Source organism: Actinomadura sp. 1N219, assembly GCF_044326405.1.
Lineage (GTDB): Bacteria > Actinomycetota > Actinomycetes > Streptosporangiales > Streptosporangiaceae > Spirillospora.
In genome coordinates this window covers 121,468-142,100 of the sequence record NZ_JBIRAY010000002.1, presented here as the reverse complement: position 1 = coordinate 142,100, position 20,633 = coordinate 121,468, and the positions used below count along the sequence as shown (strand labels likewise).

The 20,633-nt window shown below is 72.2% G+C and carries 18 protein-coding genes and 2 riboswitches; of the genes, 11 read left to right on the top strand and 7 right to left on the bottom strand.

Annotated features, from left to right (window positions below; all coding sequences use genetic code 11):
* Position 1: 1 nt before the first annotated feature.
* Together ACH35V_RS09415 and ACH35V_RS09410 are read left to right on the top strand one after the other, a co-directional pair.
* Positions 2 to 412, top strand: a complete 411-nt coding sequence (locus ACH35V_RS09415; RefSeq protein WP_395971302.1) for a cytochrome c oxidase subunit 4 — start codon at positions 2 to 4, stop codon at positions 410 to 412.
* Positions 413 to 665: 253 nt separating this feature from the next.
* Positions 666 to 1,895: an Ig-like domain-containing protein gene (locus tag ACH35V_RS09410; RefSeq protein ID WP_395971301.1), complete on the top strand. Its 1,230-nt coding sequence runs from the start codon at positions 666 to 668 to the stop codon at positions 1,893 to 1,895.
* Positions 1,896 to 1,909: 14 nt separating this feature from the next.
* Here the strand turns inward: ACH35V_RS09410 and ACH35V_RS09405 are convergent, their stop codons facing one another.
* From ACH35V_RS09405 to ACH35V_RS09385, 5 genes are all read right to left on the bottom strand, one after another.
* Positions 1,910 to 3,289: a M48 family metallopeptidase gene (locus ACH35V_RS09405; protein WP_395971299.1), complete on the bottom strand. Its 1,380-nt coding sequence runs from the start codon at positions 3,287 to 3,289 to the stop codon at positions 1,910 to 1,912.
* Complete coding sequence (locus ACH35V_RS09400; RefSeq protein WP_395971298.1) at positions 3,286 to 4,572, bottom strand: hypothetical protein; 1,287 nt, start codon at positions 4,570 to 4,572, stop codon at positions 3,286 to 3,288. The genes ACH35V_RS09405 and ACH35V_RS09400 overlap by 4 nt, the downstream gene beginning before the upstream one ends.
* 42 nt (positions 4,573 to 4,614) lie before the next feature.
* Positions 4,615 to 5,445: a CHAP domain-containing protein gene (locus tag ACH35V_RS09395; RefSeq protein ID WP_395971296.1), complete on the bottom strand. Its 831-nt coding sequence runs from the start codon at positions 5,443 to 5,445 to the stop codon at positions 4,615 to 4,617.
* A 9-nt stretch (positions 5,446 to 5,454) separates the two neighbouring features.
* Positions 5,455 to 5,593: riboswitch (cyclic di-AMP (ydaO/yuaA leader) on the bottom strand.
* A gap of 157 nt (positions 5,594 to 5,750) precedes the next feature.
* Positions 5,751 to 5,952, bottom strand: a riboswitch (cyclic di-AMP (ydaO/yuaA leader).
* A gap of 497 nt (positions 5,953 to 6,449) precedes the next feature.
* A complete protein-coding gene (locus tag ACH35V_RS09390) occupies positions 6,450 to 7,358 on the bottom strand; it encodes an NlpC/P60 family protein (protein ID WP_395971294.1) in 909 nt (302 codons plus the stop codon).
* Positions 7,359 to 7,677: 319 nt separating this feature from the next.
* Complete coding sequence (locus ACH35V_RS09385) at positions 7,678 to 9,162, bottom strand: NYN domain-containing protein (protein ID WP_395971293.1); 1,485 nt, start codon at positions 9,160 to 9,162, stop codon at positions 7,678 to 7,680.
* A 146-nt stretch (positions 9,163 to 9,308) separates the two neighbouring features.
* Between ACH35V_RS09385 and ACH35V_RS09380 the strand changes: the two genes are divergently transcribed.
* From ACH35V_RS09380 to ACH35V_RS09370, 3 genes are read left to right on the top strand one after another with little or no spacing between them, the layout of a single operon-like run.
* Positions 9,309 to 11,126, top strand: a complete 1,818-nt coding sequence (locus ACH35V_RS09380; protein ID WP_395971291.1) for a DEDD exonuclease domain-containing protein — start codon at positions 9,309 to 9,311, stop codon at positions 11,124 to 11,126.
* A 9-nt stretch (positions 11,127 to 11,135) separates the two neighbouring features.
* Entirely contained in the window at positions 11,136 to 11,885 is a 750-nt protein-coding gene (locus tag ACH35V_RS09375; protein ID WP_395971290.1) for a rhomboid family intramembrane serine protease, read from the top strand.
* Between the two features lie 54 nt (positions 11,886 to 11,939).
* Positions 11,940 to 12,227: an Lrp/AsnC family transcriptional regulator gene (locus ACH35V_RS09370; RefSeq protein WP_131967969.1), complete on the top strand. Its 288-nt coding sequence runs from the start codon at positions 11,940 to 11,942 to the stop codon at positions 12,225 to 12,227.
* Positions 12,228 to 12,271: 44 nt separating this feature from the next.
* Here ACH35V_RS09370 and trpD read toward each other — a convergent pair whose 3' ends face one another.
* Complete coding sequence (trpD, locus tag ACH35V_RS09365) at positions 12,272 to 13,330, bottom strand: anthranilate phosphoribosyltransferase (RefSeq protein ID WP_395971287.1); 1,059 nt, start codon at positions 13,328 to 13,330, stop codon at positions 12,272 to 12,274.
* Between the two features lie 44 nt (positions 13,331 to 13,374).
* Entirely contained in the window at positions 13,375 to 13,797 is a 423-nt protein-coding gene (locus ACH35V_RS09360) for a hypothetical protein (protein ID WP_131967967.1), read from the bottom strand.
* 94 nt (positions 13,798 to 13,891) lie between these two features.
* Between ACH35V_RS09360 and ACH35V_RS09355 the strand changes: the two genes are divergently transcribed.
* The 6 genes from ACH35V_RS09355 (at position 13,892) to ACH35V_RS09330 (ending at position 20,302) form a co-directional block, all read left to right on the top strand.
* Positions 13,892 to 14,548 carry a heme-copper oxidase subunit III gene (locus ACH35V_RS09355; protein WP_205717891.1) on the top strand — a complete coding sequence of 219 codons (657 nt, stop codon included), beginning with the start codon at positions 13,892 to 13,894 and terminating at the stop codon, positions 14,546 to 14,548.
* 55 nt (positions 14,549 to 14,603) lie between these two features.
* Positions 14,604 to 15,515: a c-type cytochrome gene (locus tag ACH35V_RS09350; RefSeq protein ID WP_395971285.1), complete on the top strand. Its 912-nt coding sequence runs from the start codon at positions 14,604 to 14,606 to the stop codon at positions 15,513 to 15,515.
* Positions 15,512 to 16,654: a Rieske 2Fe-2S domain-containing protein gene (locus tag ACH35V_RS09345; protein WP_395971283.1), complete on the top strand. Its 1,143-nt coding sequence runs from the start codon at positions 15,512 to 15,514 to the stop codon at positions 16,652 to 16,654. Before ACH35V_RS09350 ends, ACH35V_RS09345 begins: the two co-directional genes overlap by 4 nt.
* Positions 16,651 to 18,291: a cytochrome bc complex cytochrome b subunit gene (locus ACH35V_RS09340; RefSeq protein WP_395971282.1), complete on the top strand. Its 1,641-nt coding sequence runs from the start codon at positions 16,651 to 16,653 to the stop codon at positions 18,289 to 18,291. The genes ACH35V_RS09345 and ACH35V_RS09340 overlap by 4 nt, the downstream gene beginning before the upstream one ends.
* 68 nt (positions 18,292 to 18,359) lie before the next feature.
* Complete coding sequence (locus ACH35V_RS09335) at positions 18,360 to 19,484, top strand: glycosyltransferase family 4 protein (RefSeq protein ID WP_395971280.1); 1,125 nt, start codon at positions 18,360 to 18,362, stop codon at positions 19,482 to 19,484.
* 17 nt (positions 19,485 to 19,501) lie between these two features.
* Positions 19,502 to 20,302, top strand: a complete 801-nt coding sequence (locus ACH35V_RS09330) for a hypothetical protein (RefSeq protein WP_395971278.1) — start codon at positions 19,502 to 19,504, stop codon at positions 20,300 to 20,302.
* Positions 20,303 to 20,633 lie beyond the last annotated feature (331 nt).

The following is a 20,633-nucleotide window of genomic DNA, read 5'->3' as shown; positions in this document are numbered from 1 at the left end:
GATGCGCGTCCAGGCGTTCATGTTCTACGGCTCCGCGCTGTTCTTCCTGGCGACGGACATCGTGTACTGGCTCTGGTCCGGTGACTGGACGGGCACGACGGCGCTGGGGATCTCGGTCGGGCTCGCCGGGCTCATCGGGTTCTACATCCACTTCACCGTCCGGCGGCTTGAGGCCGCCAACGGCGGCCCGCTGTACGAGGACGACCCCGAGGGCGACATCGCGGACGCGGCCGGCGAGCTGGGCTTCTTCAGCCCGCACAGCTGGTGGCCGCTGTTCCTCGGGCTGTCGGCCGCGGCCGTCGCGCTCGGCGTCGTGTTCGGCTGGTGGCTGGTCATCCTCGGCGCCGCCGCCACGCTGCTCTCCACGATCGGCCTGGTCTTCGAGTACTACCGGGGCCATTTCGCCCACTGATCACTTTCATCTGCGGTTGGCCCGCGTGTGTCCGGTTTCGTGAGGGGCCGGATGAAAGATATTCACTGATCAGTAAAAGAACCCCATGTGGGGCCGGTGTCCGATTTTTTCGGGTACCGGCCCTTTCACATACTGGGCGCCGTTCCAGCGACGTGGCTGGGGAGGCGGACCGATCGCCCAGTAGGACGACCGGGGGGACCACATGCGGGTGGGTGGCTCAGGACCGGGAGACCGGGGACGGCGGACGGCGGCCGTGCTCATCGGCGCCGGCATGGTCGCGGGCGCCGCGGCGTGCACGGGCGGCGGCGAGGCGGACGGCAAGGACGCGGTGGAGCTCACGGTGTCGCCGGCGGGCGGCGGGGGGCAGCTCAGGCCGGACAGCCCCATCACCGTCCAGGCGTACAGGGGCACCGTGGCGAACGTGACCGTGTCGTCGGGCGGCGGCCGGGTCGAGGGCGACCTGAACGCCGACCGGACGCGGTGGAGGTCGCGCTGGACGCTCGAGCCGGGCGCGACGTACACGGTCGGCGCGACGGCGGTCGGCGAGGACGGCAGGACCGAGACGGTCGGCAGCCGCTTCACCACCGCCAAGGTCACGAAGACGAACAAGATGACGATCGAGGCGCCGTACGACAAGGAGACCGTCGGCGTCGGCATCCCCATCATCATGCAGTTCGACCGCGCGGTGCAGGACAGGAAGGCGGTCGAGCAGGCGCTGGAGGTGCGGGCCGACAAGACCGTGGAAGGCGCCTGGCACTGGTTCAGTGACAAGGAGGTCGTCTTCCGGACGAAGCAGTACTGGCCCGCCCAGACCAAGGTGACGTTCCAGGCCCACCTCAGCGGTGTGCGCACCGGCGGGGACGTGTACGGCGGCAAGAACTACGCCGTCGACTTCAAGGTGGGCGACTCGCACATCTCCACGGCCGGCGAGGACAGCCACAAGATGGTGGTGAAGGTCAACGGGAAGAAGGCCCGCACCATTCCGACCAGCATGGGCAAGGGCGGGTCGGAGAAGTACACCACCACCAACGGCGTCCACCTGACGATGGCCAAGGAAGACCCCACCGTCATGACGTCCGACTGGATGGGGGTCAGCCCCGGAAGCCCCGGCGGCTACAGCCTCACCGTCTACAAGTCCGTGCGCATCTCCGAGAGCGGCGAGTACGTCCACAGCGCGCCGTGGTCGGTGGGCAGCCAGGGCAGCGCGAACGTCAGCCACGGCTGCATCAACATCAGCCCGTCCAACGCGAAGTGGTTCTACGGACTGGCGCAGCGCGGCGACGTCGTGACGGTGACCGGGTCGGACCGGGAACTCGAACCGGACAACGGCTGGGGCTACTGGCAGATGAACTGGAACGACTGGGTGAAGGGCAGCGCGCTGCAAAGGTCGGTGACGACGGCGCCGCGCGCGGACGCCGCGACGCTCTCCGCGCAGCAGCAGGGCGCGCAGCCGCCCGAAAAGCCGCGCGCCGGCGGGGACTGACCCTCGCTGGGGGGCTAGCGCAGCGGCGGCGGCTCTGGGACGTGGTGCATGCGCGCCCAGGTGCGCGCCATGGCGATCCGGTCGGGGCCTGACGGGTGCGTCAGCCAGAGCAGGTACTCCATGCCGTCGGGGTCCAGGTCGGAGATGTTGCGCACCGACAGCTCGTGCTGCATCGACACGAACGTCGACGGGTCGCGGGTGAGGTTCAGCGCGTGCGCGTCCGCGCGGGCCTCGATGCGGCGGCTGACGAGGTTCTGGACCGGGGCGCCGAGCTGCGTCCCGGCCGCCACCAGCGCGAGGACGAGCGCGACGGACCGCGGGTCCGCCGCCCCGGTCTCCCGCCGTGGGGGGCCGGTGGAGGCGACTCCCGCGCGGCGCAGGAGGCGCGGGGAGGTCGTCAGGAGGTACAGCAGGCACATGGCCCCGGCGATGCCGAGCGCGCCCACGAGCGTCCCGTACAGGACGTCGTCGCGCTTGGCGTGGCCCAGCTCGTGCGCGACGATCGACTTCACCCGGGCGGGCGGCGACTTCAGCAGCGTGTCGTAAAGGACGATGCGGCGCGTGGACCCGAACCCGGACACGTAGGCGTTCAGCGACGTCGTCCGGCGGGACGCGTCCGCGACGAGCACGTCCTCGACGGGCACGCCGTCCCGCTCGGCCATCGCGAGCAGGTCGGTGCGCAGCGGCCCCTGCTGAAGCGAATGGAACTTGTTGAACACCGGCTCGACGGCGATCGGGTAGATGAACGACACCAGCACGACGAGCAGGAAGCCTCCGGCGGCGGCGCCCGTCCACCAGTAGCGCGGGAAGCGGCGCACGACCGCATAGAGGAGCAGCAGGGCGATCGTGTAGATGACCCAGGTGACGGCGAGGGACTTGAGCTGGTCCACGAGCCACGCCGGCCAGGTCTGCGTCGACAGACCGTACCGGCGGAGCACCGACTCGCTCCAGATGTCGAACGGGAGCCCGGCGACGCGCAGCAGCGTCGTCAGCGCGACGATCGCGACGATGATCCGGAGGAAACGGCGGCGGGCGCGGGCGGTGACCCAGCCGATGAACCGCGCGCCGAGCGGCGTGAAGCCCAGCGCGAAGACCAGGACGAGTCCGACGACGAGGCCCGCGTAGGCGGGCGGGTTGAGGGCCGAGTCGAACGCCTTGGACCGGGCGATCTCGGACGGGGAGTAGTCGAGCGCCGGATCGGGCTCCACGCGTCCGCCGGGGACGGCGCCGGGCAGCGGGTTCCAGGGCGTCGTCAGGGCGAGGACGACCGCGACGGCGGCGAAGAGAACCGCGGCGGCCACGGCGGCGGCGATCCGCGGCGTCCGCATGCCGCCGGCCTCCTCGATCCGGGCGGTCGCGGGCTCGGCCCGTCCCTCGTCCGCCTCCGCGCTCATCTCAGCTCCCTCTTCACGTAGTCGCGCCATTGGGCGGTGAAGCCGTCCCGGGTGAGGCGCAGCACGTCGCGCAGCGCGGCCGCCTCAGGGACGCGCCCGGCGGTCCGGTAGAGCCGCACGAGCGTCGCCTCACCGTACCGGTCGGCGATCATCCGGCAGGCCAGCCAGGCCTCCTGGTAGGACTGCGAGAGGCGCGGCGAGCCGCCGGCGAACGCGGAGGCGGCGGGCAGCGCGGACGGGACCCGTCCCGCCGCGACCTCCCGGCGCAGCTCGCCCGCCGCCGCCCGGACGCCGATCGCCGACCCGCGGTAGCCGACGTAGTCGGCGAAGCCCTCGATGAGCCACTCCGGCGTGGTGCGGTCGTGGGCGGCGCCGGTGGCGACGTGCGTCAGCTCGTGGGCGAGGACGACGTCGCGCCCGATCTCGTTGAGGCGGCCGAAGGTGCCGGGGGAGATGACGACGCGGTCGGCGCCCCGGGCCGGGCCCGCGGACGGGACGGCGGTCGCGACCGCGGCGATCTCACCGAGGCCCGGCCCCGTGCCCGAGCCGGCGAGCGTGGACGCCAGGCCCGCGTCGGCGGGCACCAGCGCGACGGCCCGCCGCGCCCATCCCGCGCCGACGACGTCGCTGACGACCGGCACGGCTTCGTCCAGGCGTCGCGCGATCTCGCCGAGGCCGGGGGCGTCCCCGATGACCAGGCTCGCGTGGCCCTTCACCACCGACAGGGGGCCACCGTCCCAGATCTCGGCGTCGTCATGGAAGCCGTGGGACGAGCCGTCGCCGACGATCGTCCAGGCGCCGGAGCGCTGCGCCAGGGCCAGGTACTGGGTGCGGACCACGTCGCCGCGGTCGAAACCGCGCAGCTTGTAGCGCACTTTGACGCGGACGACGGTGACGCCGTCCTCGCCGTCCACGGCCTGGGTGGTGACGACCTGTTCGCGCCATCCGGCCAGCGGGAGCCTGCGGAGGTTGGCGTAGAGGCGGGACTGGGCGTCCTGGAACGCGGCGGGCGCGGAGCCGACCGTCGCGAGGAAGGCCGTCCGGTCGCCGGACCGGACGGCCCGCGCGCGGTTGCCGAGGACGGTCTCTGCGTCGCCGGCGTCGAACCGGCCAGCCGCCCTGGTCTCGCGGGGGCGCGGCGCCGCGTCGTCGCCGGAACGCGCGGCGAGCAGCCCCGTGACTCCGGCGAGCAGCGCCCCGGCCCCGCCCGCGCCGAGAGCGAGCGCCCCGCGCCGCGTGAGGGCGCGTCCGTGCGCGTCGCCTTCGCCGGAGCCGTCTTTCATGCGCGCGATCCTATGCAGCCCACAGGAGTGGGGAGACGGACGTCACGACTTGTAGTCGGGGTATCCGTAGCCGACGATGTCGCTGGTCGAGCGCTCCTTGACCTGGACGGCGTTGCCGGTGTTGCCCTCGACGGCCTCGATCGTGCCGTCGTCCACCTTCTTGATCACCATGCCGACGTGCCGGATGTCGCCGCTGGACTTGCCGCCGTCCCACGCGTAGAAGACGATCGCGCCCGGCCTCGGCTCGGTGCCCCAGCGGCCGTTGGCCTGGAACCAGCGGGCGTGGGCGACGGTCCAGGCGTCGCTGCCGATCTGGTCGGTGAAGCCGATCTGCTCGCCGATCCAGGAGATGAACATGTCGCACCAGTTCGCGTCGCTGTAGCCGCCGAGGGAGCCGCCGTCGCGGGCGAGCGTCTCCTGGGCGCGGGACGTGCCCATGTACCACTTCTGGAACTTGGTCTCGCCGCCGCCGTCCTCCTCGATCCCCACCTGCGACCTGGCGAGCTTGATGGCCTCAGCGGCGGTGGGCCGCGACTCCTCGGATGGCGCACCGGACGGTTTCGCGGGCGCGCCGCCGCGCTTCACGGCGTCGCCCTTGCCCTTGGCGGCGTTGGGGCTCTTGCGTTTGAGCTCGTCCTTCTTGCGGTCCTTGGACGCGGTTCCGCGCGCGTCCTTCCCGGCGGTCGCCAGCTCGGAGGACGCGTTCGTGGCGGGCGGCGAGCCGAACGGCAGGACCGACGCCTGCGCGGTGGCCGCGGCGGTGCCGAGGACGGCGGCGCCGACGACGACGCCGCCGGTCGTCCGCCATGTGATGGTCCGGGCGCTCGGCTTGCGGTGCCTGCCCGGGGTCTTCTTGCGGTGGATGCCTGGCACGGGGGGATCTCCTCGACTTCCATGCCGCCTACCGGGTTAGCTGACGGGTTCGGGCGTGGAAGCCGCCCTACGGCCCGCACGCGGGCAGGCCGATTCACCCCGAGAGGACAGGTGGGTCCCCGGCTTCGCGTCCCGCCGCGCTTTGCAGGGCGGTCCGCGGACTCGGCGGTGGCGGCCCGGGGGCGGGCGCGCCGGTCGGTTGGGGGGATACTCCGGCGAGCGGAAACGCCGGCGCGGAGCGCAGAGGTTATGCGGGCGTGGCCGCACTGGGGCGACCACGCCCAGGTAACGCTGCGGTTTCACTCCTTCGTTCTTCCAGACGCCTACCGGGTTAGCTGACGGGTTCGGGCGAGGAAGTGGCCCTACGGCGGACTCTCACCGGGTCGTCCGGGAGAGGCGCGCCGATTCACCCCGGGCGCCGGACATTGCCCGTCCAGGGACGGTCCCTGGACTCCGGCGTTATGGGTCCCCGGTTCCGCGCGTCGGCGGATTCGGCGCTGCCGCTGCGATCCTGGGGGCGATATGGGGCCCGTGCGCGGGACCTGTCTCCCGCGTGCGAAAGAGCGGCGCGTGATGTTGTGTGCGGACGGCGGCCCGTCACCGGGGACCGTCCGGCGGCCTGACCTCCGGGATCGCCGTGGCAGCGCTCTCAGCGCCATGCACGCTGCGGGCGTGCGCACGGTGGGCGGGGTCGGGCGAGGTCTGCGTGAGACCGTCGCGGCGCCGTCGCGGCACCGCGGGACGACGCGTGGAGCGCGCCGCCGGGGGGAGACGGCGCGTGGCTCGCGCCGCCGGCACGCGGCCGATGAACGTGCCGCGTGGGCCGTGGCGCTTGGTGAGCGCCGCGGGGACACGGCGTCTGGACGGCGCCGTGAGTGGTACAAGGTACCAAAGCCCCAACAGAAGGCAAACCCCCACAAAATCAACAACGGACCAGGTCAAAGCCTGGTCCGTTGCCGAAGGCGGTCCGTCCGGCCGCGTGCGGGCGCCGGACGGGCGGGGCGTCAGGGACGCCCGGCGCCGTAGTAGTTGCTCAGGTAGTAGCCCGAGGTGATGTTCACGACCTGGACGGTCTTGCCCGTGCTGGGGGCGTGGATCATCTGGCCGCCGCCCACGTACAGGCCGACGTGGCCGAGCCCGCTGAAGAACACCAGGTCGCCGGGCTGCAGGTTGCTCTTGGCCACCCGCTTCGTGGCGGCGTACTGGGAGTTGGTGGTGCGGGTGATGTTGACGCCCGCCGCCGCCCACGCCTTCATGGTCAGGCCCGAGCAGTCGTAGGAGCCGGGGCCCTCGGCGCCGTACGAGTACGGCTTGCCCTTCTGCGCGTAGGCGAAGTTGAGCGCCTCGCGGGCCGGGCCGCTGGCGGGGCCGTTGTAGGTGCCGCCGACACCCCCGCCGGACGACGTGCCGCCGCCGAGCCGCCGGACCAGCGCCTCCTGCTTCCCGACCTTCGCGTCCAGCTCCTTCTTCTGCTTCTTCAGCTCGTCGGTCTTGGCCTTCACCTCGTCGTAGGCGGCCTTGGACACGGCCTGCTCGCGGCGCAGCCGCTGCGCGGTGGCCAGGAACTGGGTGAGCTGGGAGCTGCGCTCCTGCGACAGGTGCGAGAAGACCGCCGCCTGGTCGAGGACGGCCTGCGGGTCGCCGCTGCCGACGAAGCCGGTGACGTCGGTCGACTCGCCGTTCTTGTACGCGTCCGCGGCCATCTGGGCGATCTTGGAGCGCTGCTGCTCGAAGGTCGCCTCCTCCTGCTTGCTCGCCTTCGACGCGGCGTCGAGCTTCTTCTTGGCGATCTTGAGCTTCTCGTTGAGCTGGTTGTACTGCTCGACCTTCTTGTCCATCTCCTCGTTGAGCTGGGTCAGCTTCTTCTGCGCCTGCGCCCTGGTCGGTCTGGGATCGGCGCTTGCGGGCGCCACCAGGGGAGACGCGAGGGAGGCGGTCACGGTCAGGCAGGTCAAAGCCGCCAGGCGACGGGAGATGCCGCTGTTCGCCGAGCCGCCTCTACGGTCACGCCGCTGCTCCGGTGCCCCGATGAGTTCTTTGGCCACGGTCGGTTTCGCCCCTCTCGTCCACGACGTCAGCGGACGACATTAGCGAGGGTCAACAACCGTCACAACCGATACGTCACTCTTTGATCGACATCGTTGGACATTGTCCACCTTCTGTTACTTCGACCTCACTGAGTGCGAAACTTCCCTTATCGGGACCTTATGGCCGCCTTATGGCCTGGCCGCCTCATGACCTGCCGAGTCGCCGGAGCAGGAGCGTCGACGGGCACGGCCGGGCGTTCGCGCGCCGCGCCGCGTCGGCCACCTCGCGGTCCGACGACACCACCACGACCGCGCGGCCCTGCGGCTCCGCCCGCACCAGCTCGCCGATCAGCTCGTCCGCGGTCTGCCCCGGGCGGCTGAACAGCACCCGGACGCCGCGCGGCGCCGCGATGGCGACCGGCGCGTCCAGCTCCGCGCCGTCGAACACGCACGTCACCTCGGCGCGGGTCTGCGCGGCGAGCCCGCCGAGCCCCGACAGCAGCCGGGTGCGCTGGTCCGACAGCGGCAGCTCCCCGTACCCGGTCTTGGTCACGTTGTAGCCGTCCACGACGAGGTGCACGCGCGGCAGCGTCAGCAGCCTGTCGAGCAGCTGCGGGTCGCTGTCGGACAGCGCCCGTCCCGGGAGCGCGCGGTGCGCCTGCCGGTCGGGCTCCAGCCCGCCGACCGCGTCCGCGGGACGCTCGATCGTGGACGGCAGCGCCAGCTCCCGCCGGACGCCCTGCGCCGCGTCCACGAGCGTGTCGAGCAGCATCCGCAGCCGGACGTCCTCGACGTTGCGGCCCTCGCGCGCGGCCCGCTTGGCGGCCTCCGCGGCGGCCTCGGCCTGGGCGGCGCGGGCGCGCAGCTTGCGCAGCTCCTTCTCGGACGCGGCGGTCGACTCCCGCGCCTCGGCGAGCGCCCGCTCCGCCTCGCGCGCGGCCGCGCCCGCGCGTTCCTCCGCCGCCCGGAACCGGGTGCGCGCCTCGTGCAGCTTGCGGCGCAGATCCGCGACCTCGGCCTTGCTGTCGCGCAGCTCGGCGCGCAGCCGGTCCACCTCCGCGGCGCGGGCGGTGCGGGCGGCGGCCAGCTCCGCCTTCAGCGCCGCGACGCGCCGCTCGGCCGCCTCCTCCTCCGAGGCGGTGGCGGAGCGTTCCAGCTCCGCGCGGGCGGATTCGACCAGCTCCGTCCAGCCCTCGGGGCGCAGCAGGTAGGCCAGCACTGCGACGCGGACCGGGTCGGCGGCGGGCGGGACGTCCCGGCCCTCGACCGCCTCGACGAGGTCGGCCTGCCCGTCCCGCAGCGGCTCGGCGACGCGCCGCCGGAAGGCGTCGTCCTTCTCCAGGGCCGCGGCGATGTGCTGCCCGGCGAGCTTGGCGCGCTTGCGGCGCTCGAACCGCGCGAACCGGCGCAGCGGCGGTGGGACGTCGTCCAGCGGCAGGCCCCCGATCACCTCGGCGGCGGCCTCCACGACCGCCTGCCGCACGGCCTCCGGCAGCGGCCTGCCCAGCTTCTCCCCGTGCGCCTCGCCCTCCCGGTGCGGCCCGGTGCGGGCGCCGGCGCAGCCGGCCTCGGCGGGGCGCGCCTTCGCCGCGGACTGCTCGCCGCCGGGGGTCGCTTCGGGGCCGCTGTCGATGATCCCGCTCCTTCCGGGCTGCGCCGCCGGTGGGCTGTGTCTTCCCGAGCAGTCCACGCCTTAACCAGGGCGAACGCAGGCTCGGACGGATCGCGCCCGGCTCCCCGAACCGTCCCCGCCGTCCCCGACCGGCGGGACGTGCCGGCGCCCCTCAACCCTAGCGGGCCCGGCTTCTGTCGGTGGGGTCCTCTACGGTCGCGCACATGACGGCTGCGCACGGTGTTCAGACGGGCAGTGTCCAGACGGCCGGCGTCCAGGGAACCCTGGACGACCTCGGCACACCGCTGTCCGGGGTGACCTTCGTGGTGGTCGACCTGGAGACGACGGGCGGCTCGGCCGCCGACTCGGCCATCACCGAGATCGGCGCGGTGAAGGTGCGCGGGGGAGAGGAGCTCGGCGAGCTCGGCACGCTCGTCGACCCCGGCGGGCCCGTCCCGCCGTTCATCACCGCCCTGACCGGGATCACCACCGCGATGGTGACGGCCGCGCCGAAGATCGAGTCGGTGCTGCCCGCGTTCCTGGAGTTCGCACGCGGCTGCGTCCTCGTCGCGCACAACGCCGGGTTCGACATCGGCTTCCTCAAGGCCGCGTGCGCCGAGAACGGCTACGCCTGGCCCGCGTTCCCCGTCGTCGACACCGTCGACCTCGCGCGCCGCGTCCTGTCGAAGGACGAGGTGCCCAACTGCAAGCTCAGCACCCTGTCCCGCTTCTTCCGCACGGCGAACGAGCCGACGCACCGCGCCCTCGCCGACGCCCGCGCCACCGTCGAGGTCCTGCACGGCCTGATCGAGCGGCTCGGGTCGTTCAACGTCACCTCGCTGGAGGAGATGCGGAGCTTCGCCAAGGCGCCGACGCCGGAGCAGCGCCGCAAGCGGCACCTCGCCGACGACGTCCCGAGCGCGCCCGGCGTCTACCTGTTCGAGGACGCCGCCGGCGAGGTCCTGTACGTCGGCAAGAGCGGCGACCTGCGGTCCCGCGTGCGCAGCTACTTCACCGGCTCCGAGACGCGGTGGCGCGTCCGGGAGATGGTCGGCATCGCCGAGAGCGTCCGGACGATCGAGTGCGCCACCGGGCTGGAGGCCGAGGTCCGCGAGCTGCGGCTGATCGCCGAGCACAAGCCCCGCTACAACCGGCGCTCCAAGTTCCCCGAGCGGGCGATCTGGCTGAAGCTGACCGTTGAGCCGTTCCCGCGGCTGTCGATCGTCCGCGAGTGCCGCGCCGACGGGGCCCGCTACCTCGGGCCGATCTCGTCCCGCAGGCAGGCCGAAGAAGCACGCGCGGCGCTGCACGAGGCCGTCCCGCTGCGCCAGTGCACCCAGCGGCTGACGCTCCGGATCATCGAGCACGGCAAGGCGCGCGCGTGCGCGCTCGCCGAGATCGGACGCTGCGGCGCGCCCTGCGACGGCCGCGAGTCCGCCGACGCCTACGCCGTCCACGTCGGGACGGCCCGCTCGGTCATGGAGGGCGACGTGCGTCCGGTGGTCGCCGCCGCGCAGGTACGCATCGACCGGCTCGCGTCCGAGCTGCGCTACGAGGAGGCGGGCGCGCAGCGCGACCGGATCGCCGCGTTCGTCCGCGCCGCCGCGCGCGGGCAGCGCCTCGCCGCGTTCGCGCGCCTTCCCGAGCTGGTCGCGGCCCGTCCCGCGTTCGACGGCGGCTGGGAGCTGTCGGTGGTCCGCTACGGGCGGCTCGCCGCCGCAGGGAACGTTCCCCCGCGCGCCGCCCCGCGCCCCTACGTCGACGCGCTCATCGCCACCGCCGAGACGGTGTTCCCGCCCTCCGGCGAGGCGCCCGGCGGAGTCGCGCTCGGCGCGCCGCCGTCCGCGGGCGCCACGGCGGAGGAGATGGAGTGCGTCCTGCGCTGGCTCGACCTGCCCGGCGTCCGCCTCGTCGAGGTCGCCGGCGCCTGGACGTGCCCCGCGCACGGCGCCGAGGGCCTGCGCGAGTGGATCGACCGCGCCTACGACAGGTCCTACGAGGGGGCGACCGAGGCGTCCCGTCCCAGGCGCGGCCGCCACTAAGGTGTCGGGGTGGCCCTGCCCCTCTATGACAGCCAGCCGGCGCGGCGCGTCCCGTGGGTGACGTACCTGCTCGTCGCGGCCAACGTGGTGGTGTTCCTGATCACCCCGATGTCGAACTTCGCCACCTGGTACGGCGAGGGCCACGTCCGCGAGTGCAGGACGGCGCACTTCACCTTCGAGTACGGCGCCGTCCCCAAGGAGCTGACCACCGGCGACCAGAAGCCGCTGCCGCCGGACGTCGTCGACGAATGCGGCCCCTCCACCTTCGGCAAGGCCCCCTGGACGTCGGCGTTCACCTCGATGTTCCTGCACTCCGGCGCGCTGCACCTGCTCAGCAACCTGGTCGCGCTGTTCGTCGTCGGGATGGGCGTCGAAGACCGGCTCGGCCGATGGCGCTACCTGCTCAGCTACCTGTTCTTCGGGCTCGTGGCCGTCTACGGGTACGCGTGGACGTCGCCCGACTCCACCGTCCCGCTCGTCGGGGCTTCCGGCGCCATCGCGGGCGTGATGGGCGCCTACGTGATCCTCAACCCGCGGGGCCGGGTCGTCAGCTGGGTGCCGCCGGTCATCGTGATGCGGCTGCCGGTGTGGGTGGTGCTCGGGTACTGGTTCGTCCTGCAGTGGCTGTCGCTGGGCGACGACAAGAGCAACGTCGCCTACGCCGCGCACATCTACGGCTTCGTCGCCGGGGTGGGGTTCGCGCTCCTGGCGCGCCGTGCGGGCCCGGCCCGCCGCCTCGCCGCCCTGAGCCGCGGCTGAGCGCCCGGAGCCGTCCCGATAGGGTCGGACCGTCCGGACTCAGGGGAGGATGAAGTGGTCACTGCGATCGTGTTCGTCAAGGCCGACGTCGCGCGCATCCACGAGGTGGCCGAGACGATCGCGGCCTTCGACGGCGTCAGCGAGGTCTTCTCCATCACCGGCGACCACGACCTCATGGCGATGGTCCGGGTGCGCCGCCACGAGGAGCTGAACGACGTCATCCCGGGCCGCATCAACAAGGTCCCCGGCATCGTCGGCACCGAGACGCACATCGCGTTCCGGACCTACTCCCAGCACGACCTGGAGCAGGCCTTCGCCCTCGGCCTCCCCGACGCCGACTAGTCGCCGACTTGGTCCAGCGGCCGGGTCCAGCGGTCGGCGGCCGGCTAGTCCACCGACTGGCGGAGGCCCCTTGAGGTCTCGATCCAGCGGTCGAGGAGCGTGTTCGCGTCGCCGGAGTCGACGGCCGCCGCGGCGCGCTCGTAGGCGCCGCGGAGCGTCCCGGTCAGGGCCGCGGGGGCGGGCGTGCCGTCGTAGGCGGTGATGAGCGCGGCGGCGTTCAGCAGGACCATGTCACGGACCGGGCCCTGGCGTCCGGCGAACGTCTCGCGCGCCACCCGACCGTTGAACGCGGCGTCGGCGCCCCGCAGGTCTTCCGGCTTGGCGGGCGGGATGCCCAGGTCGGACGGGTCGAACGTGGTCTCCGTCGCCGCCCCGTCGCGGACGACCCACACCGTCGAGGTGCCGGTCGTCGTCAGCTCGTCCAGGCCGTCGTCGCCGCGGAACACCAGCGACGAGCAGCCGCGCGCGGCGAACACGCCCGCGACGACGCCCGCCATCCGCGGATGGAACACGCCGACCGCCTGCGCGCCCGGACGCGCCGGGTTCGTCAGCGGCCCGAGGAAGTTGAACACCGTCGGGGTGCCGAGCTCGCTGCGCGTCCGCGCCGCGTGCTTCAGCGCCGGGTGGTAGAGCGGCGCGAAGCAGAACGTGATGCCGATCTCCTCGGCGACCCGGGCGGTGGCCTCGGGCGGCAGGTCGATCGCGACGCCGAGGTGCTCCAGCAGGTCGGCGGCGCCGCAGGACGACGACGCGGCCCGGTTGCCGTGCTTGACCACCCGGACGCCCGCCGCGGCCGCGACCACGGCGGCCATCGTGGACACGTTGACGGTGTGGGCCCGGTCGCCGCCCGTCCCGACGAGGTCGGCGATGGGGCCGGGCACGTGGATGGGCCTGGCGTTGTCCATCATGCCCTCGGCGAGGCCGGTGACCTCCTCGACCGTCTCGCCCTTGGCGCGCAGCGCGACCGCGAAGCCCGCGATCTGCACGTCGGTGGCGTCCCCCGCCATGATGCTGTTCATGGCCCACTCGGTCTCCTCGCTGGTCAGCGAGTCGCCCGAGAGCAGGGCGTTCAGCAGTGCGGGCCAGGTGGTGCGCGCGTCCATGTCGCCTACCGGGTCTCAGGTCTCACAGGGCCTTGGGGGACGGTCTACAGGGCGGGCAGGCGGTCGCCGAGGCGCTTGCGCATCAGCCCGGCGAGCGCGTTCGCGACGGCCATCGGGTCGAGCGGCAGGCTCACCACGGCGTCGGCGCGGGACCAGGTCGCCAGCCAGCCGTCGTCGCGGCGGCCGATGATCGCGAGGACGGGCGGGCAGTCGTACACCTCGTCCTTGGCCTGCCGGCACACGCCGAGGCCGCCCGCGGGCTGCGCCTCGCCGTCCACCACCAGGACGTCGACGTCGCCCTGGTCGAGCCGCGCCACCACGGCGGGCTGGGTGGCGATCTCGACGAACTCGACCTTCGGGAGATCGGCGGCGGGGCGGCGCCCGATCGCCATCCGGATCTGCGCGCGGGTGTTCGCGTCGTCGCTGTAGACGAGGACCTTCATCGGGCCCTCAGGGGCGGTGCTCATGGACGTGAAGGGTACCCGGTCCGGGCCGGCGGGGACACGCGCGGGGAACCGTAGAAGGGGGGTCATGCGTCACCCACGCGACAGGGGCGCAATAATGCTGCCCGTGACAGCATCCGCGATTGAAACAACACCTCACGCACGGGCGAACCGTCCCAATCTGGTCAGCGTGGGGACGATCGTCTGGCTGTCGTCCGAGCTGATGTTCTTCGCGGCCCTGTTCGCGATGTTCTTCACGATCCGCTCCGTGACGATCGGCCAGTCCGGGGAAGACGCGTGGCCTGGCGCCCCGCTGGACCTGCCGCTGTCGTCGGTCAACACGACCGTCCTGGTGCTGTCATCCGTGACCTGCCAGATGGGCGTGTTCAAGGCCGAGGCGGGCAAGGTCGGGCGTGACGGGAGCCTGCTGAACTTCCGGAGCTGGGGCCTGCGCGAGTGGTACGTCCTGTCGTTCCTCATGGGCGCCTACTTCATCGCGGGCCAGGGGTACGAGTACTACAACCTGGTCACCCACGACGGGCTGACCTTCTCGTCCTCGGCCTACGGCTCGATCTTCTACCTGGCGACCGGCTTCCACGGCCTGCACGTCACCGGCGGCCTCATCGCCTTCCTCTTCATCCTCGGGCGCACCTACGCCGCGAAACGCTGGACGCACGAGCAGGCGACGAGCGCGATCGTCGTGTCCTATTACTGGCACTTCGTCGACGTGGTGTGGATCGGCCTGTTCGCGGCCGTCTACCTGCTCGACATGTGACCGCCGCCGAGACGAACCCGACCCACCAGAAGACATGACCCGAACGGGGATTTCCGTGAAAAGGATCACCGCATGGCGACGGCGCCCGTGGGCGGGCTACGCCGTCGTGCTGGCGGCCCTGGCGGCGATCGGCGTCGTCTACGCCGGATTCTCGCCGCAGACCGAGCGCGCCGAGGCGAAGAGCAGCGCCCAGCTCGCTCAGGACCTCAAGAACGGCCAGGAGCTGTTCAACAAGAACTGCGCGAGCTGCCACGGCCTGAACGCCGAGGGCACCAAGGACGCCAACGGCAAGCCGCTCGCCCCCAGCCTCATCGGCGTGGGCGCCGCGTCGGTCGACTTCCAGGTCAGCACGGGCCGCATGCCCGCGATGAACCCCGGCGCCCAGGTGCCGCGCAAGAGGCCGATCCCCGCCTTCGACACCTCGATCAAGACCGACTACGAGGACCCGAAGGAGCGCGAGCACGCCGAGAAGCAGAAGGCGCAGGCCGAGAAGAACCTGCGCGATCTGCGGGCCTACGTCCAGTCGCTGGGCGGCGGCCCCGAGGTCCCACCCGCGTCCGCCGTCGACCCGAAGGACGGCGACGTCGCGCTCGGCGGCAAGCTGTTCCGCACCAACTGCGCCCAGTGCCACAACTTCACCGGCCAGGGCGGCGCGCTGACCGGCGGCAAGTACGCGCCGCCGCTGTCGGGCGACGACGTCACGCCCACCCAGATGTACGAGGCGATGCTGACCGGCCCGCAGGCGATGCCGGTGTTCAACGACACCACGCTCACGCCCAAGGAGAAGCAGGCGATCATCGCCTACCTGGTGCAGACGCGTGAGGAACCGAACCCGGGCGGCAACGGCCTCGGCCGCATCGGCCCGGTGAGCGAGGGCCTGGCAGGCTGGCTGATCGGCATCGGCCTGCTGGTGCTGGCGGCCATGTGGATCACCGCGAAGAAGCCGAAGAAGCTGAAGAAGTCATGAGCGACGACAACAAGGAGACCCCGGGCCCGGAGGGCTCGGGCGAGAGCGGCGAACCACGCGAGGGCGAGGGCGCCCCGCCGCGGCGCGAGCGCGTCGTCGGCACGCCGTCCCCGGCGAGGGAGAAGGCGCTGCTCGCCGAGGACGACATCTCGGCGCCCGCCGGCGTGGGCGAGCAGCTCGACGAGGCGTCCATGAAGCGGGCCGAGCGGATCGTCGCGACGCTCTTCATGGTCGCGTTCGCGGCCAGCGTGGCGTTCATCGCCTACTTCATCGGCTGGAGCGGCCGCGACGGCGGCATGCACGGCGTGGTGCGCGCCCGCGAGTCCAACTTCTGGCTCGGCGGGACGATGGCGCTGTCGTTCCTCGCGATGGCCGCCGGCGTGACGATCTGGGTGCGGCGGCTGATGACCAGCAAGCCGATCGTCCAGGAGCGGCACGAGCTCGGCGCCGACGAGGAGTCGCAGGCCGCGTTCGCGCGGGACTTCATGGAGGGCGCCGAGGACAGCGGCATCACCAAGCGGCCGCTGCTGCGCCGCACGCTGCTGCTGGCCGCCGCGCCGCTCGGCCTGGCGCCGCTGGTGCTGCTGCGCGACCTCGGCCCGCTGCCGGAGAAGCGGCTCCGCCACACCTACTGGGGCGAGGCCGTCAAGCGGGCGAAGAGCGAGGGCAAGAAGGGCGTCCGGCTCGTCGTGGACGGCACCCACCGCCCGCTGCGGGTCAGCGACTTCGCCAGCCCCGGCAGCATGATCACCGTCCTGCCGGAGGGGGTCGAGGAGCACGTCCCCGAGGACGAGGTGCTCACCCAGAACGCCAAGGCCGTCACGATCCTCATCAACGTCCCCGAGGACCAGTTCAAGCCCGCCAAGGGACGCGAGAACTGGCACATCAACGGGATCGTGGCGTACTCCAAGGTCTGCACGCACGTCGGCTGCCCGGCGGCGCTGTACGAGCAGACGACGCACCACATCCTGTGCCCGTGCCACCAGTCCACGTTCGACGCCACCGACGCCGCGAAGGTCATCTTCGGCCCGGCGGCGCGGGCGCTGCCGCAGCTGCCGCTGTCCGTCGAGGACGGCTACATCATCGCGACCAGCGACTATCACGAGCCGGTCGGACCGAGCTTCTGGGAGCGCGGATGAGCGACACGACCGCACCGAAGGCGATCCAGGGCACGCTCGGGTTCATCGACGAGCGCCTCGGCTCCACGAGCTTCTTCCGGCGCAACGTCAAGAAGGTCTTCCCGGACCACTGGTCGTTCATGCTGGGCGAGATCGCCCTGTACTCCTTCATCATCCTGCTGCTGACCGGGACGTTCCTGACGCTCTGGTTCAACCCGAGCATGAAGGAGGTCGTGTACGAGGGCTCGTACACGAAGCTGCAGGGCGTGAAGATGTCGGAGGCCTACGCCTCCACGCTGAAGATCAGCTTCGACGTGCGCGGCGGCCTGCTGATGCGGCAGATCCACCACTGGGCCGCGATCCTGTTCATGGCGTCGATCCTGGCGCACATGCTGCGCGTGTTCTTCACCGGCGCGTACCGCAAGCCGCGCGAGCTGAACTGGATCATCGGCATCAACATGTTCATGCTCGGCATGCTGGAGGGCCTGTTCGGCTACTCGCTGCCGGACGACCTGCTGTCCGGCACCGGCCTGCGCATCACCCAGGGCGTGCTGGAGTCGATCCCGCTGGTCGGCACCTACGGCTACATGTTCCTGTTCGGCGGCGAGTTCCCCGGGCAGGACATCATCCCGCGGCTCTACATGCTGCACATCCTGCTGATACCGGGCCTGATCCTCGGCCTGGTCACCGCGCACATGATGATCATGTGGCATCAGAAGCACACCGCGATGCCGGTCAAGAACCAGACCGAGAAGAAGGTGTACGGCTACCCCTTCTACCCGGTGTTCATGGCCAAGACGGGCGCGTACTTCCTGTTCGTGTTCGGCGTCGTGGCGCTGCTGGGGGCGTTCGCGCAGATCAACCCGATCTGGCTGTTCGGCCCTTACGATCCGGGCGCGATCTCGTCCGGGTCCCAGCCGGACTGGTACATGGGGGCGCTCGAAGGGGCGCTGCGGATCATGCCGAACTGGGAGATCTCCGCCTGGGGCCACACGGTCAGCTTCAACGTGCTGATCCCGGCGGCGGTGCCGCTCGGCATCATCTTCGGCGGCGCGATGGCGTGGCCGTTCATCGAGGCGTGGGTGACGGGCGACAAACGCCAGCACCACGTCAACACGCGTCCGCGCAACGCCCCGGTCCGCACCGCGACCGGCATGGCGGCGGTGACGTTCTACGGGCTGCTGTGGCTCGCCGGCGCGAACGACGTCCTCGCCGAGCGGTTCCACGTGTCGCTGTTCGCCACGACCTGGTTCTTCCGCGTGACGGTCATCCTCGGGCCGATCGTGGCGTTCATCGTCACCAAGCGGATCTGCCTGGGGCTGCAGCGCAAGGACGCCGACGTCATCGGGCACGGCGTGGAGAGCGGCGTCATCATGATGTCGCCGGACGGCAAGTTCTCCGAGCGGCACGAGGCGCCGCGCGAGGAGGAGAAGATCGTCCTGCTGTCCAAGGAGAACGCCAGGCCGGAGGCGCCCGCGCGGGACGCCAGGGGCATCCCCGCGCCCGGCGCCAAGGGCCCGATCGGGCACCTGCGCTCGCGGCTGAACCGCGCGTGGACGTTCGACGACGTCCCCGTCGAGGAGCACGGGCACGGGCACGGGCACGGCGAGCACGAGGCGATCGAGAGCGGCTCGGACTCCGAGCAGCTCAAGCACTGATCCGAGATCTCCGCAAGGGGCCCGGCACCGCCATCCGGTGCCGGGCCCCTTCATATGCTGGGCCGACGATGAAGACCTTGTTCGTCACCAACGACTTCCCGCCCCGTCCGGGCGGCATCCAGGCGTTCGTGCACGGCCTCGCGTTGCGGCGTCCGCCCGGCTCGGTGGTCGTGTACGCGCCTTCCTGGAAGGGCGCCGCCGAGTTCGACGCGGAGCAGCCGTTCCCGGTCGTCCGGCATCCGGGCTCGCTGATGCTGCCGGAACCGGGCGTGCTGCGCCGGGCTGGGGACGTGCTGCGCGCGGAAGGCTGCGACTCGGTGGTGTTCGGGGCCGCGGCCCCGCTCGGCCTGCTGGCCCCGGCGCTGCGGCGGCGCGGCGCCGATCGCCTGGTCGGGATCACGCACGGCCACGAGGCAGGCTGGGCGTCCCTGCCGGTGGCCCGGACCTTGCTCCGCCGCATCGGAGACGACGTGGACGCCCTCACCTACCTCGGCGAATACACGCGATCCCGCATGGAACGCGCCCTCTCCCCGGCAGCCGCAGCCCGCATGGCCCACCTGGCCCCCGGCGTTGACGAGAAGGCGTTCCACCCCGGCGCGGGCGGCGATGAGATCCGGACACGCCACGGCCTGGCAGACCGTCCGGTGGCGGTATGCGTCTCTCGCCTTGTACCGCGCAAAGGACAGGACGCCCTGATCCACGCCTGGCCGCGCGTCCTGCGCATAGTCCCGGACGCGGCGCTCCTGCTCGTCGGGGACGGCCCCTACCGCGCCGACCTGCAACGCCTGGCCGTCTCCCGCGGCGTGGACGGATCGGTCGTGTTCACCGGCAGCGTCCCGTGGGACGAGCTGCCCGCCCACTACGACGCGGGCAACGTCTTCGCGATGCCGTGCCGCACCCGCCGCCGCGGCCTGGACGTGGAGGGCCTCGGGATCGTCTACCTGGAGGCGTCGGCCACCGGCCTGCCGGTCGTGGCGGGCGACTCCGGCGGCGCGCCCGACGCCGTCCTGGACGGCGAGACCGGCGCGGTCGTGCCCGGCCGCTCCGTGGCGGCCGTCGCCGAGGCCCTCGCGACCCTGCTCTCCGACCCGGACGGGGCCCGCCGGATGGGCGAGAAGGGCCGCGCCTGGGTCGAACGGGAATGGCGCTGGGAGATCCAGGCGACCCGGCTGGGACGCCTGCTGACGTCCTGAGATGACAGTATGCGTCCATGGACATCGAGGACGCATGGGCCCGCGTTCCCGGGGAGGCCGCCCGGTGGCTGCACGAGCTGGATCCCGACCACTGCTACTCGGGGTTCGAGCCGCCGCGCCGCCCCGACTCCGCCTGGCTCCTGCACGCGATGTACTCGTGGGAGGAAGGGCTGGTCACCACGACCCACGACGATGTTCACCAGTCGGTGACGGCGGCCGGCCTGGGCGAGCCGGCGGACCCGGGCGCTGAGACGCCCGGCGACGTCGGCGACCTCCTCGAAGGCGCCATCGTGACCGGCACCGGCCTCGGCCGCAGCGGCGACCCGGGCGCGGGCTGGCGGCGGATGCGGTGGCGGGAGCTGGCGCGCGGGTTCGGCGAGCCGGTCGTCCCGGACGGGGAGCTGCCCGGCAGCCGCTGCCTGCGCCAGGCGCATCCCGCCGGAAGCTGGTCGGCGGCCATCCAGCCGCCCGCCGAGGGCTGCCTCGACCGGGAGAGCTGGTACCGGCTGATCGGGGTGCTGCTGCGGCACAGCCCGTCCGGCGCGAGCACCCGCTGCTTGGCCTACTACTGCCCGCTCGTCACCGCCGACTGGGACGACGAGACCGTCCTCGCGGGACGGCTGGGCGACGCGGCCGGCCTGTACGACCATCCGGCCATGACGAGCTGCCCGTCCGACCTCTGGGCCGAAGACCGCTCCTGGGTCGTCTACTGCGACTGGGACCTGTGGGGCACGAAGGTGGTCGGCCCCACGACGCTCATCGAGGCCGTCCTGGACGACCCGGACCTGGAGTCTCTCCGCCTCCCCTGGACCCGCTGACCGCTCGCGACGAACACAGGACCGTGCCCCGCGCCCGGAGACCAGTTCCGCGCGGACGCCCCTGCCGAGGTGGGGCGGGTGATCGGGTCCGCGTGGACGGGAGTGCGGGGCACGGTCCCGGCGTCCGGCACCGTGGGGCCCGGCCCCGCGACGGTGCCCGGCCGCGGACGGCGCAGGAGGGGGTGGGCGCGCCCCGGGAATGATCCCTGTCGCGATGATCGCGTCATCCGGGGCACCTCCTGCCGTTCCGCGTCCGCGGTCGCTGACGTTTCCGAAGGTAGAGCCGCCCGCGGTGCCCGGCGTCGCCGTTAACGGCCGCTTAAGGGGCGGA

What these genes read in the sequence shown, in the direction of transcription:
- ACH35V_RS09380 (WP_395971291.1), top strand. Translation starts at nt 9,309, where the DNA reads ATGACGGCTGCGCACGGTGTTCAGACGGGCAGTGTCCAGACGGCCGGC.
- ACH35V_RS09415 (WP_395971302.1), top strand. Translation starts at nt 2, where the DNA reads ATGCGCGTCCAGGCGTTCATGTTCTACGGCTCCGCGCTGTTCTTCCTG.
- ACH35V_RS09345 (WP_395971283.1), top strand. Translation starts at nt 15,512, where the DNA reads ATGAGCGACGACAACAAGGAGACCCCGGGCCCGGAGGGCTCGGGCGAG.
- ACH35V_RS09360 (WP_131967967.1), bottom strand. Translation starts at nt 13,797, where the DNA reads ATGAGCACCGCCCCTGAGGGCCCGATGAAGGTCCTCGTCTACAGCGAC.
- trpD (WP_395971287.1), bottom strand. Translation starts at nt 13,330, where the DNA reads ATGGACGCGCGCACCACCTGGCCCGCACTGCTGAACGCCCTGCTCTCG.
- ACH35V_RS09400 (WP_395971298.1), bottom strand. Translation starts at nt 4,572, where the DNA reads ATGAAAGACGGCTCCGGCGAAGGCGACGCGCACGGACGCGCCCTCACG.
- ACH35V_RS09335 (WP_395971280.1), top strand. Translation starts at nt 18,360, where the DNA reads ATGAAGACCTTGTTCGTCACCAACGACTTCCCGCCCCGTCCGGGCGGC.
- ACH35V_RS09355 (WP_205717891.1), top strand. Translation starts at nt 13,892, where the DNA reads ATGCTGCCCGTGACAGCATCCGCGATTGAAACAACACCTCACGCACGG.
- ACH35V_RS09405 (WP_395971299.1), bottom strand. Translation starts at nt 3,289, where the DNA reads ATGAGCGCGGAGGCGGACGAGGGACGGGCCGAGCCCGCGACCGCCCGG.
- ACH35V_RS09340 (WP_395971282.1), top strand. Translation starts at nt 16,651, where the DNA reads ATGAGCGACACGACCGCACCGAAGGCGATCCAGGGCACGCTCGGGTTC.
- ACH35V_RS09330 (WP_395971278.1), top strand. Translation starts at nt 19,502, where the DNA reads ATGGACATCGAGGACGCATGGGCCCGCGTTCCCGGGGAGGCCGCCCGG.